Source organism: Variovorax sp. OV700 (assembly GCF_900099805.1).
Taxonomy (GTDB): domain Bacteria; phylum Pseudomonadota; class Gammaproteobacteria; order Burkholderiales; family Burkholderiaceae_C; genus Variovorax.
In genome coordinates this window covers 253746-268297 of the sequence record NZ_FNDR01000007.1, presented here as the reverse complement: position 1 = coordinate 268297, position 14552 = coordinate 253746, and the positions used below count along the sequence as shown (strand labels likewise).

Annotated in this window: 16 protein-coding genes; 2 read left to right on the top strand and 14 right to left on the bottom strand. The window is 67.1% G+C overall.

Annotated elements, in window-relative coordinates:
• Nucleotides 1–27: 27 nt before the first annotated feature.
• The 13 genes from BLR24_RS18420 to sctV form a co-directional block, all read right to left on the bottom strand.
• Nucleotides 28–1059, bottom strand: coding sequence for an EscU/YscU/HrcU family type III secretion system export apparatus switch protein (locus BLR24_RS18420; protein ID WP_093019459.1), 1032 nt, complete (start codon nucleotides 1057–1059; stop codon nucleotides 28–30).
• A gap of 10 nt (nucleotides 1060–1069) precedes the next feature.
• Nucleotides 1070–1849 carry a type III secretion system export apparatus subunit SctT gene (gene sctT / locus BLR24_RS18415; RefSeq protein WP_093019457.1) on the bottom strand — a complete coding sequence of 260 codons (780 nt, stop codon included), beginning with the start codon at nucleotides 1847–1849 and terminating at the stop codon, nucleotides 1070–1072.
• A gap of 14 nt (nucleotides 1850–1863) precedes the next feature.
• Nucleotides 1864–2349 (bottom strand): serine kinase, encoded by a 486-nt coding sequence (locus BLR24_RS18410; RefSeq protein ID WP_093019455.1) that lies wholly within the window; start codon nucleotides 2347–2349, stop codon nucleotides 1864–1866.
• On the bottom strand, nucleotides 2346–3722 hold the full coding sequence (locus tag BLR24_RS18405) for a FliI/YscN family ATPase (protein WP_302848513.1): 1377 nt from the start codon (nucleotides 3720–3722) through the stop codon (nucleotides 2346–2348). The genes BLR24_RS18410 and BLR24_RS18405 overlap by 4 nt, the downstream gene beginning before the upstream one ends.
• The gene (gene sctL, locus BLR24_RS18400; protein WP_093019453.1) at nucleotides 3719–4354 is read right to left on the bottom strand and encodes a type III secretion system stator protein SctL; all 636 of its coding nucleotides are present in this window, start codon (nucleotides 4352–4354) and stop codon (nucleotides 3719–3721) included. The genes BLR24_RS18405 and sctL overlap by 4 nt, the downstream gene beginning before the upstream one ends.
• Nucleotides 4336–5046 (bottom strand): type III secretion system protein, encoded by a 711-nt coding sequence (locus BLR24_RS18395; RefSeq protein ID WP_093019451.1) that lies wholly within the window; start codon nucleotides 5044–5046, stop codon nucleotides 4336–4338. Before BLR24_RS18395 ends, sctL begins: the two co-directional genes overlap by 19 nt.
• Nucleotides 5047–5056: 10 nt before the next feature.
• Entirely contained in the window at nucleotides 5057–5836 is a 780-nt protein-coding gene (sctJ, locus tag BLR24_RS18390; protein ID WP_093019449.1) for a type III secretion system inner membrane ring lipoprotein SctJ, read from the bottom strand.
• On the bottom strand, nucleotides 5833–6264 hold the full coding sequence (locus BLR24_RS18385; RefSeq protein ID WP_093019447.1) for a hypothetical protein: 432 nt from the start codon (nucleotides 6262–6264) through the stop codon (nucleotides 5833–5835). Before BLR24_RS18385 ends, sctJ begins: the two co-directional genes overlap by 4 nt.
• A 64-nt stretch (nucleotides 6265–6328) precedes the next feature.
• Nucleotides 6329–6532, bottom strand: a complete 204-nt coding sequence (locus tag BLR24_RS18380; protein ID WP_007834711.1) for a hypothetical protein — start codon at nucleotides 6530–6532, stop codon at nucleotides 6329–6331.
• Nucleotides 6533–6686: 154 nt separating this feature from the next.
• The gene (locus BLR24_RS18375; protein WP_093019445.1) at nucleotides 6687–7856 is read right to left on the bottom strand and encodes an FHA domain-containing protein; all 1170 of its coding nucleotides are present in this window, start codon (nucleotides 7854–7856) and stop codon (nucleotides 6687–6689) included.
• Between the two features lie 2 nt (nucleotides 7857–7858).
• Nucleotides 7859–9637 carry a type III secretion system outer membrane ring subunit SctC gene (sctC, locus tag BLR24_RS18370; protein ID WP_254787417.1) on the bottom strand — a complete coding sequence of 593 codons (1779 nt, stop codon included), beginning with the start codon at nucleotides 9635–9637 and terminating at the stop codon, nucleotides 7859–7861.
• Nucleotides 9634–9900 carry a type III secretion system export apparatus subunit SctS gene (sctS, locus tag BLR24_RS18365; RefSeq protein WP_093019443.1) on the bottom strand — a complete coding sequence of 89 codons (267 nt, stop codon included), beginning with the start codon at nucleotides 9898–9900 and terminating at the stop codon, nucleotides 9634–9636. Before sctS ends, sctC begins: the two co-directional genes overlap by 4 nt.
• Before the next feature lie 45 nt (nucleotides 9901–9945).
• Complete coding sequence (gene sctV, locus BLR24_RS18360; protein WP_093019441.1) at nucleotides 9946–12018, bottom strand: type III secretion system export apparatus subunit SctV; 2073 nt, start codon at nucleotides 12016–12018, stop codon at nucleotides 9946–9948.
• A 299-nt stretch (nucleotides 12019–12317) separates the two neighbouring features.
• On the opposite strand from sctV, the gene sctQ reads away from it, so the two are divergent.
• Both sctQ and sctR read left to right on the top strand, forming a co-directional pair.
• Nucleotides 12318–13454, top strand: a complete 1137-nt coding sequence (gene sctQ / locus BLR24_RS18355; RefSeq protein WP_093019439.1) for a type III secretion system cytoplasmic ring protein SctQ — start codon at nucleotides 12318–12320, stop codon at nucleotides 13452–13454.
• 11 nt (nucleotides 13455–13465) lie between these two features.
• Nucleotides 13466–14125, top strand: a complete 660-nt coding sequence (sctR, locus tag BLR24_RS18350; RefSeq protein WP_093019437.1) for a type III secretion system export apparatus subunit SctR — start codon at nucleotides 13466–13468, stop codon at nucleotides 14123–14125.
• 13 nt (nucleotides 14126–14138) lie between these two features.
• Here sctR and BLR24_RS18345 read toward each other — a convergent pair whose 3' ends face one another.
• On the bottom strand, nucleotides 14139–14549 hold the full coding sequence (locus BLR24_RS18345; protein ID WP_093019435.1) for a PaaI family thioesterase: 411 nt from the start codon (nucleotides 14547–14549) through the stop codon (nucleotides 14139–14141).
• Between the last annotated feature and the right edge of the window lie 3 nt (nucleotides 14550–14552).

The following is a 14552-nucleotide window of genomic DNA, read 5'->3' as shown; positions in this document are numbered from 1 at the left end:
TCCTTTCGATCGTCAGTTTCTCGAGATTCATTCGCTGCCCTGCGCCCAACGCAGCAGCCTGGCCACGGGCGCATACAGCGCGCGCGGGATCGGCTGGTCTTCGGGTACTTCGTCGTAGATGCGCTCGGCCAGCGCGGGCTCGAATTCGGTCGGTATCAATCCTTCGCTCGCGAAGCGTCGTATCTGTGCGGCCACCTCGCCCTCGCCGCGCGCGATCACGCGCGGCAGGTCGGTCTCGCCGAGGTATTGCAGCGCGACGGCCACGCGCGGCGAATGGATCACCGCCGATGCCGCGCGCACCCGGTCGTTGAGGCTCGCGTACACCGCCTCGAAGTGGGCCGAGCGGCGGCGCGAGCGGTTGATGGGGTCGCCCTCCATCTCCTTGTGTTCCTGGCGGATCTCCTCGACGGACATCCGCTGCTTCTTCATGAACTCGTGGTGCTCGTGCGCGTAGTCGACCATGGCCATCACGACGTAGATCACCACCGCCCAGCCGAAGGCGACCAGCACCATGTGCGCCGCGGCCGTCATGATTCCTTCTGGCCGCGCATAGCCCAGCTTGAGCGCCGTGTCGACGAAGCCGCGCACCACCACGAACATCAGCACGGCAAGCAACGCGGTCTTGGTGCACATCTTCAGCAGGTTGATGAGGCTGCGCGTCGAGAAGATGCGCGCCAGGCCCTCTGCGGGGTTCATGCGGTTCACGTCGGGTTTCAGGCGCTCCCAGGCCGCGATGCCGCCCACCTGGAACAGCGAGCCCACGATGCCCGCCGCGGCGGCAATGGCCATGATCGGCAACGTGCCCCACACCAGCGTCTCGCCGGTGTGCAGCAGCAATTCGACAAAACGGTCGTCGGGCGCCGTCAGCAAAGTGGTGCTGGTCGCATGCAGCCACAGCTCGCGCAGCAGGTTGTAGATGAGCTGCCCGCCCAGCCACAGAGACACCACGACCACCACGAACACCACGGTCGAGGCCACGTCGGTGCTGAACACCACCTCGCCGCGCTTGCGGGCATCGCGCAGGCGCTTGGCGGTAGGGTCCTGGTCTTTCTCTGCCATGCTTCGTCCGCTACAGCGTGGACCGCAGGAAATCGAGCACGCCGTTCTCGGGCCGCAGAAAGTCCTGCAGCGACTCGTACACGAAGAACAGGAACAGCAGCATCATCAGATGCGCCAGCAGGCTCTTGAGGGGCTGCGCAAACACGAACACGTTGAGCTGCGGCGCCACCCGGCCCACCAGCCCCACGCCCAGTTCCACCAGCAGCAGCACCACGATGACGGGCGAGGCCAGCTTCACGATCCAGAGAAACAGCGTGTCGCCCTGGCGGATCGCGAACTGCTCGAGCACCAGGCCCACGTTGGGAAAGAAGGAGCCGACCGGCCAGATGCGGTAGGAGTCGACGATCACGCCGAGCATCGCGAGCAGGCCGCCGGCCGACACGAAGAGCGTGATGACCATCCAACCCAGAAACTCGCTTGTCGCGCCGTTCTCGTGCCCCGCCACCGGGTCGAAGAAGGAGGCGTTGCTGGAGCCGGTCTGGAAGTCGATCAGGTCGCCCACGCTCTGGATGGCCCAGATGAAGATGCCGAAGCCCAGGCCGAGCAACACGCCGATCAGCGCCTCCTTGCCGGCAATGAAAACCCAGGTGGCCATCGACGCGGCCGGCACCTCGCCCGCCACCGGCGACATGAAAATCGCGAGCATCAGCAGGATGCCGTTGCGCACAGTGCCGGTGATCATGCCGTCCGACAGGAAAGGCACCACCGCGAAGATCGCGAACAGCCTCGGCAGCGTCAGCACCACCGCCGAGAAAAACTGCTCCATGTGGCCGAGTTCGAAGCTTTCCATCGGATGCTCCTTGCTCAGGCGGGCCGGCGCATGGCCCAGGCCTGCGCGGTGCTCTCTTCGTTCGTGTCTTCGATCCGCAGCTCCTGCAGGTGCAGGTGCTCGGAGCGTGCGCGCTGCTGCATCTGCCGCGCTTTCTCGAGCTCGCCGTGGGCAGCGCGCAACTGGCGCCGGCTTTCTTCCAGCACCTGCTCGCGTTCCGAGTGCGCCCGCGCGGTCTGCGCGGTGACCTGGCCGGCCTCGGCGATCTGCGCATCGAGCGCGCTGCTCCAGGCGCCCGCATGGCGGAACTCCGCCACGCTGACCTGGCCGCCCAACATCGCACCGCGCGTGGCCTCCCAGTGCTGCAGCTTGTTCTGCACCTGTTGCTGCTCCGCGGCCTCGGCCTGCCGCAGTTGCGCCTGGCTCTCTTCGGCGGCCGCGCGGTCGCGTGCGACCACTCCCATGGCCACGGTTTTCTGCCGCTCGCGCACGTCGGCCAGGAGCTTCCAGTCGACGCTCATGCAGCCTGCTCCGTTCGGGGTGCCCGGCGCAGCAACGCTGCGAGCGACTGATCGAAAGGCAGGCTGGTCTTCGGCGGCTGCGACAGGAAGTCGAGCATCGCGGGCCGCGCCCGGATCGCCTCGTCGGCCAGCGCATCGGTGCCCGGCCTGTATTCGCCGATCTGCACCAGCAACTCCATCTCCTGGTACTTGGCCAGCAAGCTGCGAAAGTGCGCGGCCGCCGCACAATGCTGGCGCGAAGCCACCAGCGGCATCACGCGGCTGATGCTGGCCAGCACGTCGATGGCCGGGTAGCGGTTGGCCGCCGCGATCTTGCGCGAGAGCACGATGTGGCCGTCGAGAATGGAGCGCACCTCTTCGGCGATCGGGTCGTTCTCTTCGTCGCCTTCGGTGAGCACCGAGTACACGGCGGTGATGGACCCGGTCTTGCCCTGCCCCGCACGCTCCAGCAGCTGCGGCAGCATCGAGAAAATCGATGGCGGGTAGCTGCGGCGCGTGGGCGGCTCGCCGCTCGCGAGGCCGATCTCGCGCTGCGCGCGCGCAAAGCGCGTGAGCGAATCGACCAGCAGCAACACCTTCTTGCCCTGGTCGCGAAAGTGCTCGGCGATGGTCGTTGCCGCATAGGCCGACTTGATGCGCTCCATCGGCGGCCGGTCGGAGGTGGAGACCACCATCACGGTCCTGGCCAGCCCCTCGGGACCGAGGTTGTGCTCGATGAACTCCTTCACCTCGCGTCCGCGCTCGCCGATCAGCGCGATCACGTTCACCTCGGCCGTCGAGCCGCGCGCCAGCATGCCGAGCAAGGTGCTCTTGCCCACGCCGGGCGGTGCGAACACGCCGATGCGCTGGCCTTCGCCCAGCGTCAGCAGCGTGTCGACGGCGCGGATGCCGGTGGCCAGCGGCGCGTCGATCATGCGCCGCGCGAGCGGGCTCACCGGCTCGCGGTGCACCGGCAGTCGCGTGTGCGTGGCAAGCGGGCCGAGATCGTCGATGGGCTGGCCCAGTGCGTCGAGCACGCGGCCCAGCAGGTTCGCACCAACCGGGCATGCGTGGCCGCGGCCGGTCGGCACCACCTCGGTCAGCGCCGAGATGCCGGTGATCGGGCCCATCGGCGTGAGGATGGCCGTGTTGCCACGAAAGCCCACCACTTCGGCCAGCAGTGGCGGCTCGCCGGGCGTGACCAACTCGCACAACTCGCCCACGTGGGCCTGGATGCCGGTGGCGTCGATCAGCATGCCGACCGCCTTGCTGACCCGGCCGCGCATGGCCACCGGCGTGACATGCGCGAAAGCCGCTTCCAGCTCGGCCACGATGTCCAGGGCCGCGCTGGACATGCCGACGCCGCGCGGTGCCGCGGCTGGTCGTGCGCTCATTGAAGCCTCCCCGATGGCAGCATGCCGCTCTGTTCGACCGCGCGGCGAAAGGCCTCCAGCTGGGCGTCGACACCGATCTCGAGCACGCCGGTCGAGGTTTGCACCATGCAGGCACCGGGCGGCAGATCGGGATCGGGCGTGATGGTCATGGCCATGGTCCAGTTGGCGTCGCTGCGCAGCCGGTGCAGCGTCTCGCGCATGTTGGCTTCCTGCGCAGGCGCCACGCGCACCGTGATGAACGACTCCGCGCGCAGCAGCGCCTCCACGCGCACCAGGGCCGAGCGAAACAGCACTGCCGGATCGGCCTCCGACAGGAATTGCCCCACCGCCTTGACGACGATCTGCGCCATCGACGTGCGCAGCGCGTGCAGTTGCCGCTCGACGGCCATGCTTTCGGACACGAGCTGCGTGGCGTATTCGGCGCGGGCCTGTGCCAGCCCTTCCTCGTAGCCTTTGCGACGGCTGACTTCCGCCCCGTCCTCGGCTTGCTGGCCGATTCGCGCTGCTTCCTTGCGCGCGGTGTCGACCACAGCGGCCGCATCGAGCAGCGCCGCGTATTCGTTCTCCTTCAGCACCTTGCGCTCGCTCAGAAGCTGCAGGTTGTCGGTGGTGATCAGAAAAGCCAGTCCCATTGCGGCAGTCTTTCGGGAACGATGCAGGAGAGCATCAATTCGTTGAGTTGCGAAGCCTGGCGCGGCTCCAATGCCGGCACGCTCAAGGCGGAGATGCGGCGCGGCAGCTTGTGCTTCAAGCGGCCCTGCACCAGCGCCCCTTCGGACGCGGCAGCGCCCAGCAGCAGGCGGTAGCCGCGGTCGAGCACCACGCGGCCCGTGGCCAGGGGGCGCTGCTGCAGTACGGTGCTGTCCATGCGCAGTTCGGTGAGCTGGGGCACGCGGTCGAGCACGAAGTCGACGGCGTCGCGGTCGAAACGACGCGCCTGGCGCCGGATCTGCAGGCCGGCACCGCCGCGCAGCCTGAAAAGCGGCATGTGCACGCAGAAGCCCAGGTACGCCGAGAGACGGCGCAGCGAGGCGGCGTCGAGCAGCGCCAGCCGCTTGAGCCGCGAGTCGAAGTTGTAGTCGGCCGCGACGCGTGGTTGCACGGGTTCCGGCGCCTGCCGCCGGCGCAGCAGCTCGGCCAGAACGGCGCGGCCGGCGGGCCCCATGCGCGCCACCGACCGGTGCCGCGCCGGCCAGTCCGGCGGCAGCCAGCTCGGATGCAGGTCGGCCTCGGGATGCAGGTTGAAGCGCATCACCAGGCGCACCAGATCCATCGGGCCGGGCATGGCTGGAACGGGTTGCGGCGCTGCGGTCGATCCGTGCATGGGCGTGCGCTCAGCGCTTGTTGAGCACCTGGCGGCGCATCCAGGTGCGCCAGTCCTGGCCTTGGCGCCGCAGCAGCGTGGGCAGCACCATGAGGCAGACGGCGGCCAGCAGCAGCAGGCCCAGCAGCACCATGGCCGTCTGCGTCGAGAGAATGCCGAGCACCATCGGCGCGCCGGGCGCGTGGCCCGCGGCCGCGGCGCCGGTGGTGCGGCGCGCCTCGAACAGCGACAGCGACACCTGGTCGTGCGTGAGGCCTTCGATGCTGTGGGCCACCATGTCCTTCACGGCCGGCGCCAGCAGGCGCAGGTCCACATCGGGACGGTGCTTGATGAACACCGCCGCGGACGAGGGCCGGATCTTTTCGCTGAGCGGATCGTTGGCCGGGATGACCACGTGCACCCGTGCAGACACCACGCCGTCGACGTTGCGCAAGGTTTGCGACAACTCCTGCGACATCGCATAGATGTAGCGCATGCGTTCCTCCGAAGGCGTGGACACCAGGCCCTGCTTCTGGAACACCTCGCCCATGCTGACGTAGCGCTCGGCCGGCAGGCCCTGCACCCGCAGCACGTCCAGCGCCTGGCTCAGGCGGTCTTCCTCGACCTCGACCTGCCAGTTGCTGCCTTCCAGCTTCGTCTTGGCCGCGCCGATGCCTTCGGCCGACAGGGCCGCGACGATCTCGTTGGCCTCCTGCTCCTTGAGGTTGGAATAGAGCGCGACCTTGCAGCCGGCCAATGCCAGCAACAGCACGAGCGCGGCCAGCCAGCGCGGGCGTGGGAGCGTCTTCATTGCTGGTTCTTCAGCAGGCTGCCGAACAGGCTGGTCGCGGCGCTGGCCAGCCCGGTGGAAATATGCATTCGCGCAAACATCATGTTGGCTTCCATGGCGTGGTCGGTCATCACGAACATGGTCTTGATGGGGTCTGCGAAATCGATGGACTCGAGCATGCTCTTGCGCATGTCCTCGATGGAGCGCACGTTGCCCGACAGCTGCGCGGCCAGCGACTTGGCCGCGTCGCCGATCGCGCTGGGCGCGGCCGTTCCGCCCGGTGCCTGCACGCCCTGCATCATGTTGGCGAACATGCGCGTCTCACCCGGCTCGAAGCGCGACGGGCTGGCGGTGGACTGCTGCGCAGCCTGCACAGCTTGTGATGAGGCGGAGGCCGCGGCTTCCGGTGGCGACGCGCCAACGGCTGCCGACGCAATGGGATCGGTCATGTTTCACTCTCCTCGGAATAGAAAGGGCCGCGCGAAGCCTCGCGGCTTCGCGCGGGCCTCCCCGTCAGTTCTGCTTGGCGGACTGGCGGATGTCGTTGCCGGTGGACTTCGCCACTTCGGTGCCGGCGGCGTTGGCGCCGTTGACCGTTTGTGCCGTGGCGGCTGCGCCCGAGATGGTGGCGCCCGCAGCCATGCTGACGCTCATCAGGCGAGCCTGGTCGGCCGCGGCTTGCTGCATTTGCTGGATCGAGGTGTCGACTGCGCTCATAGGGGAACTCCTGTCAAAGGTTTAAGGTTTTCACTTGCGGATGAAAGCGCTCCGTTGCCCTTGGGGAACGAAGCCATTCCATGCGGCGTGCCGACGGCGCCGACGCATGAAATCGGGGAGCGCGGGATGAAAGCGGCATGACCGTGCATGTCTCTCACCTCGCGGGTTTCTTGTTGGGCACGCCGCCGCTCAGGACCAGTCCGTCGGCGTCGATACGCTTCAGTTCGGCGCCGGAGCGCAGCACCGAACCTTCGTAGTAGCGGTTGCCGTTCGAGAGCTGGATGTGGCGCAGGCCCTCGCCGTCCTCGGTGATGCTCACCATGCGGGCCGGCAGCACGCTCTGCCAGCTGTCCCACTGGGCGCGCATGTCGTCGTCCTTGCTCTCGGTCTTGGGTTTCTCGCGGTACTGCACCTTGTCGGAAACCAGCACCGAGGGATGCAGGTCTTCGCTGAGGCGGCGGATCTTCTGCCGCACGGCGGCGTCTTCCACCGTACCGGTCAGCGCCAGCCGGCCCTGGCCGGTGTAGGTCACGGCCACGCCGGGATCGTCGACATAGCGGCGCGCCTGCTCGACCATGTCCTCGGCCGAATGCACGTTGACGCTGACCCTGCTGCCGAAGCGCGCCATGGCGTCTTCCAGCGTCTTGCGGCGCTGCTTCGATTCCACATACCCCTTGACGCCGAACTGTCCACCCGGCGCTGCGATCACCTCGACCTCGGGGAACGGCACGAGTGCCTTTTCCACCTCTGCCAGGTTCACGCTGCCGCTGTTCATGGCGCCGCCGCCATCGCCGATCAGCGCCGTGGCCGCGAGCCCGAGCACTGCCAGGAGCGCCACCACGCCGCCCACCCACAGGCCCAGCCGCTGCGCCCTCGCGCCCGGCTGCTGAGTCAGCGCCTCGCCTTCGGGCAGCGCGCCGTGCACCGGCGCAAACATGCGGTCTTCCTGCGCGCTGGCCGGATAGGTGCGGTCGAGCTGAAAGTCGATCTGGCCGACGCTCACGATGTCGCCGGCCACCACGCTCTTGCGCGGCTGCTGCATCTCCTCGCCGTTGAGGTGCGCCGAGGCGGTGCCCAGGCGCTGCATCGACACCACCAGCTCGCCGACGGTGAACGCGAGGTGGCGCGGCAGCACGTCGCCGCCCGGCAGCATCACCTCGCATTCGCCGCCCGAGCCGAGCACGTTGATGCCGGGCTTGAGCACGATGGTGCGGCCCTTCACCGCGCCGCTCAGGAAGCGCAGGCACCAGCCGGCGGCCTGCGCGCCTTGCGGGGCCGCTGGCTCGGCACGGGCGTCGTCGTCGAACGGAACTTCGCCATTCATCGTCAACCTCCGGGCTCGGGCAGGGGCAACATCGGCACCGAGGCCGTGGAGCCTGGCGTCACGAGGCGCGGCGTCAGCAGATAGAAGCGCTCCATGTTGGCCTGCTTCTTGTCGGTGTACCTGAAGAGGCCGCCCACGCCGGGGATGTCCTTCAGCAGCGGAACGCCGGTGATCGCATTGCTCTTCTCTTCCGACGAGTAGCCGGCAATCAGCAGGCTCGCGCCTTCGTCGACCAGCGCCTGCGTGTTGACCGTGCGGCGGCGCACGATCGGAATCTTGTCGACGGATTGCGGGCTAAGGTCGCCATCGACGATGTCGATCGACATCATCACGCCGCGCCCGGCCTTCTCGTCGATGATGAGCGGCGTCACGCGCACGGCGGTACCGGCGGTGATGCTGAACAGGCCCGCGTCCTGGAAGCCGTCCACGCGCACGTAGAACTCGCTCAGGTTCTCGAGCACCGCCTCGGTGTTGTCCAGCGTCATCACCTTGGGGCGGGCCACGAAGTTGGCGCTGCCGTTGGTGGCCAGCGCCGTCACGCGGGCCAGCAGGTAGTTGCGTGCGCTGTTGCCGATGGCGGCGGTGAACATGCCGCCCAGCGGCGTGAGCGGATTGCCCGTGGTGTCGAAGCTCCCGATCTGGCCGGCTTCACTGCCGGCGCCGCCCCAGGTCAGCGGCCCGCGGTCGCCGCGGCCGGTCTGGAAGTCGCCGTGCCGCCCGTGCAGGCGCCAGTCGACGCCCAGGCTGCTGAGGGTATCGGAGCTGATGTCCATGATGGTCACCTCGATCTCCACCAGCCGCGGGCGCGTGTCCATCGATTCGATCAACCGCGCGTACTGCGCCATCTTGTCGGGCATGTCGCGCACCAGCACGGCGTTCATGCGCGTGTCGGCCTGGAATTGCGGCAGCTCGTTGCCGACGATGCTCGACATGCCGCCCAGCGTGGCGGCATCGCCGCCCGAGCCCGCGCCAGCAATGTCGATCTTGGGGGCGTTGATGGTCTCGCCACTGCGCAGCTTGATCTGCCTGTTCGGCCCCACTGAGAGGGGCCCGCTGGTTCCGCGCCCGCCCGATCCGCCGCCGGAGGCCTGGTTGCCGTTTCGCCCGTACAGGCTGCGCAGCACGTTGGCCACGCCCGGAATCACCGTCTCCTTGCCCGACCGGTTGATGCGAAAGTCGGAGGCCCAGGCGTACTTGAGCGGAAACAGCCGGATCTCGGCGCCTTCAGCCATCGCGGTCTTCTGGTCCGCAAGCTTCACCGCCTGGCGCACCATCTCCACATAGCGGCGCGGGCCCGTCACGTAGACGCTGGCGTCGCGCTCGCTGATGCTGAGCGGATAGCGCTCGTCGGAGATGTGCAGCCGCACCAGCGTCTCGGCAATGCGCCCGGCGTTCTCTGCCGCGATCGGCAGTACCTCGCTCTTCGCATCGGCGGCCAGGTCGACGAACAGAAAGGCGCCGTCGAAATACCAGGTGAGCCCGTTGACCGAGCACACGCTGTTCAGGATGTTCTTCGCGGACCCGTCGAACTTGCCGCTGATGACGCCGTTGACCTTGGGATCGATCACCGCCGTGATGCCCTGCGAGGAGGCCAGCTCGCGCAGGAAGTCGCCAAGCGGCTTTTCGTTGGCAACGATCTGGAAAGGCCTGTTCTGCCAGCGGAACTCCGCGGCCAGGCTGTGCTGCACGAGCAGCAGCATGAGCACGGCCCCGCCAAGCATCATGAAGGCCTGCCGGCGGACGAGAACAAGGCGCGCAACGATCCGCATCGCGGCAGTCATGAGAGCGTTGTCAGCGACAGGAAAGCGCGCTCCGCGAAGCGCATCACGTCGCGGCCCAGCCAGCCGGCGGTGACGATGATCGCCACCATCACCGCGATGAGCCGCACCGACTGGCCGATGCTCTGGTCCTGCACCTGCGTCACCGCCTGCAGCACCGCCACGATGAGCGACGACAGCGTGGCCACCACCACCACCGGCAGCGAGATCCACAGCACGAGCAGCAGGCCCTCGCGCGTGATGTCCAGAATGTTCTGCGGTGTCATGGTGGGCTTCGGCTCCCTCGGGAAACAGGTCGTTGTTGTCGTTCATCAATGCGCTTGGGGATTGGTGATCCAGCCCACGGGTTGCAGGGCCACGTCGTCGTCTATTTCCTGATAGGACAGCACCGCCATGTGCGGTGCCACCGGCTCGATGAGGTTCTTGATGTAGCGGCGCACGTCCGATGAAGCGATGGCCACCACGCGGTTGGCGGTGGAACCCAGAATGCGGCGGAGCTGCTCGCGGATGTCCTGCGTGACGGCCGGGCTCAGCAGCAGCAGGTTGCCGCGCGGCGAACGCTCGATGGCGTTCTGCACGCGGTCGAGCAGGCTGGACTCGAACAGGATCGCCTCGAGCTGCCGGTTCGCGCCGACATAGCGGCTCGTGATGTAGCGCCCTAGATGGATGCGCACCAGCTCGGTCAGCGCAATGCCGTCCTGTTCCTTGGCGGCCCACATGGTCAGGCTTTCGAAGATGGCGTGCAGGTTGCGGATCGGAATGCCTTCCTGCAGCAGCCGGCGCAGCACCTCGGCAATGCGCTGCGCGGAGGCCACGCGCAGCACCTCGGCCGCAAGTTCGGGCGCATCGCGCTGCACCGAGTGAAGCAGGCGCTGCACTTCCTGCAGGCCGATCAGGTCCTTCACGTGGCGGCGCACGGTATGGTCGACATGCAGGCCAACCACTTCCGCGCCGGTCCATGTCGTCATGCCGGGCTCCGGGGTCGGCACCCAGACAACCCGCGCGAAGGGGCCGAAAGGCTCGGCGACCTCCGCGCCAGGCGGGGTCGAAACTGCCTGTGCCGGGTCGAGCAACAACCACCCGGGCTTGAGCATGCCGCGGGCCACCGCCACGTCGTGCACCAGCACCTGGTACTCGTTGTCGGCCATGCCATCGACATAGTTCAGCTGCAAGCGCGGAAAGATCGGTCCGAGGTCTGACTCCACCGAGTTCTTGACCAGCGACAAGTGCTGGTCGAGCACGTAGCGATCGACGGAGCTGCGCAGGCCAGTCGACAGGCGCACCGCCAGCGGCGCAGCGATGGCGTGATCGGTATCGGTCTCTTCGGCGGCCACGCCGCCGCCGTGCGAGATCCAACCGGGCGTGTTGCGTTGCTGCCGCAGCATGCGCATCGCGAAGCCCAGGCCGAGCAGGATGGCGGCCAGCAGGCCGAACACCCATTTCGGGAAACCCGGCACGACGAGGAAGCTCGCCACAGCCAGGCCAGCGATGATGAGCGCACGAGGATGTGCCATCAGCTGGTCGCCGATCTGCTGCGCGAGCTGCGAGTCTCGGCGGTCGCCGGTGCTCACGCGCGTGATGACGATGCCCGCCGCAATCGACACCAGCAGCGACGGAATCTGCGACACCATGCCGTCGCCCACCGTCAGGATGGCGTAGCGCTGCAGCGCGCCGCCCAGCGTCATGTCGTGCATCAGCGTGCCGATGGCAATGCCCGCAAGAATGTTGACCAGCGCGATCACTATGCTGGCAATGGCATCGCCTTTCACGAACTTCATCGCGCCGTCCATCGCGCCGTGCAGCTGGCACTCCTGCTCCAGCAGCCGGCGCTGCTTCTGCGCCTTGGCGGAAGAAAGCACTCCGGCGCGCACGTCGGCATCGATGCTCATCTGCTTGCCCGGCATGGCATCGAGTGCGAAGCGCGCCGCCACCTCGGCCACGCGCTCCGAACCCTTGGCGATCACGATGAACTGCACGATGGCGATGATGAGGAACACCACGCCGCCCACCACCACGTTGTTGCCGACGATCAGCTTGCCGAAGGTCTCGATGATGTGGCCGGCATTGGCTTGCAGCAGGATCAGCTTGGTCGACGCGATGTTGAGCGCAAGCCGGAACAAGGTGGTGAACAGAAGAAGCGACGGAAAGGTCGACAGCGACAGCGCCGAAGGCACATACATCGCGACGATCAACAGCACCAGGCTGATGGCCAGGTTGCTCGCAATCAACAGGTCGAGCAGCGGCGTGGGCAGCGGCAGCACGAACAACGCCACCACCACCACGAGCAGGCCCGCGAGCAGCAGGTCGTTGTAGCGGCCGGCATTGCCCAGCAGGTCGCGAAAGCTACCGCGGTACGGTTGGAATGATCGCGAGGGACTCGCCATTGCGTCCTTGCTCTATTGAATTTCTTGGAGTTTTTGTTGGATGCGAATCGCATCGCGACGCACATCGAGCGTGAAGAACCTCACGTCGCGGTGGACTCTAAGCGCCGCCCTCCGTCCACGGCAACCACGAGTTCTCGTAAGTACGAAGGACCTGTGGCGTGCACGGCACTACGCTTTTGCGTACTACCTGCGCCCTGCCCCTTTCGCTAAGCTGCGCCGACCCGATGCCAAGGTGTTCGCATTGCTTGAAAGTACGTAGATAGTGACAAGACGCAGAAGTTGTTCGAACGAAAGCATGCATGCCGACCGGGCCTGCTGAAGCGGTGACCGAGCTCGGCGAGGCTCGCACCTTGCCTCGCGCCGATGCAGCGAATGTGCGTGCGCTCAACCGCCTCCATGCGGCGGCGCCATGGCACGGCCTGGCGGCCAAGGGCACGAGCTACCGCCTCGCGTGGCACCACGACGAAGCCTTTGCCCACACCACCCGCGAGCGCTACAGCTTCAAGCTTGGCGCACACATCGGCCATCTCGCCATGGATGCGCCGAGCATGCAGGCGCTGCTCGGCGAGCGCCGCATCGACCTGCTGCCGCGCGACCTGCGCTACATCCTTCTGGCCGACGCGCTTCACCCTGTGATCGATGCGCTCGAGAAGGCGCTGCGCCTGCATTTCGAATGGCAGCCTTCGGCGGCCGAGGCGCGCTCCGCGCGTGATGGCCACGACACCCGCGACACCCGCGAACAGCGAGAACAGCCGCTCATGCATTGCGACCCCGAGCGCGCCGCCTTCTTCGTTGCCACGCCATCGGACGGCGGCGCGATGCTGCGCGGCTGCGTGCAGTTCGACGATGCCGCCACGCTCGACGCCCTCGTGCCCGCGGCCACCGGACCTCGCCATGCCGTGCGAACGAGCGAAGCCTTTCATGCGTTGCGCATGCCGGTGAGCTTCCGGCTCGGCAGCACGCCGATCCAGCTTCGCGAGATCAGCAGCATCCGCCCCGGCGACATCGTCGGCATCGAGCAATGGAGTTCTTCGGGTGCCGCGATCGTCGTTACTGCCGAGTTGGGAGGCCCTAGCGGGCTGCACCTCTCGGCCGTTGCCGAGGGCTCGCGCATCACCGTTCAGCAATCGAGAGACAGTGCCATGAAGCCAGACACGCCCGCCGGCCCTGCGCCCGCCGCAGACAACGTCAACCTGCCGATCGACCGGCTCGATGCGCTGGAGGTGACGCTGCGCTTCGAGGTGGGCGAACTGTCGCTGTCGCTCGGCGAGCTGAAGAGCATCCGTGCCGGCCACGTGTTCGACTTGGCCGAGCCGCTCAACCGCAGCCCGGTGCGCATCCTGGCGCACGGCAACGTGCTGGGCAAGGGCTACCTTGTCGCCGTGGGCGACCGCCTGGGCGTGCGCGTGTCGGAGTTCGCTCCCGGCGAAGTCTGAGCGGGCTCCCCATGCAAGGCGGAATACCGGAGCCTCTCACACTCGTCGCGGTGATGGTCGCGTTCGGCTTCGCGACTTTCGCGGCGCTGATGGTGACGAGCTACACCAAGCTGGTCATCGTGTTCGGCCTGCTGCGAACCGCGCTGGGCCTGCAGCAGACGCCGCCGAACATGGTGCTGAACGGCATCGCGATCATCCTGACGGTCTACATCATGGCGCCGGTCGGTATGGACATCGGCGACACCCTGCGCAACCGCAACTTCGGGATCAAGGGCGAAAGCATGGGCGACATCATGGCGGTGATCGACGCCGCCAAGGTGCCCGTGAAGGAGTTCCTGCAGAAGCACACGCACGAACGCGAGCGTGAGTTCTTCCTGAAGTCGGCCTCCAACATCTGGCCGAAGGCGCGCGCCGAACAATTGAGGGACGACGACTTCATGGTGCTGGTCCCGAGCTTCACGCTCAGCGAGTTGACGCGTGCCTTCCAGATCGGCTTCATCATCTACCTGGTGTTCGTGGTGGTGGACCTGATCGTCGCCACGGTGCTGCTGGCGCTCGGCATGTCGATGATCGCGCCCACCACCATCTCGCTGCCGTTCAAGCTGCTGCTATTCGTGATGCTGGACGGCTGGACGCGGCTGGTGCACGGGTTGGTGCTGTCGTACCGATGAGCCTGCTGCGGGCTCAGCGGGCTTTCGCGATGCGCGCGCTGGCCGTGGAGCGCGCCACGACGCGGCCAGCCGGATCGCTGAGTTGCGCCTCGAGGAAAGCGATGGTCTTGCCGCGCTGCACGACCCGGCCTTCGCCATACAACAGGCCGGGCTTCGCGGCGGCCAGAAAAGACACGCTGAGGTCGATGGTGGCGGAGTACGTCTCCTCACCGTTCATGACCCACAGCGCCGGCCCCATCGTGTCGTCGAGCATCGCGACCAGGATGCCGCCCTGCACCGCGCCCGCGGGGTTGAGGAATGCACCGGTGGCCACGAAGCTAAGGCGGATCACGCCCTTGGCCTTGTCGATTGCGAGCACGCGCTGGCTGAAAAGTTCGGCGGTGGGCGGGTGGGGAAAGCGCTCCAGCAAGAGGTCAGGAATCATCTT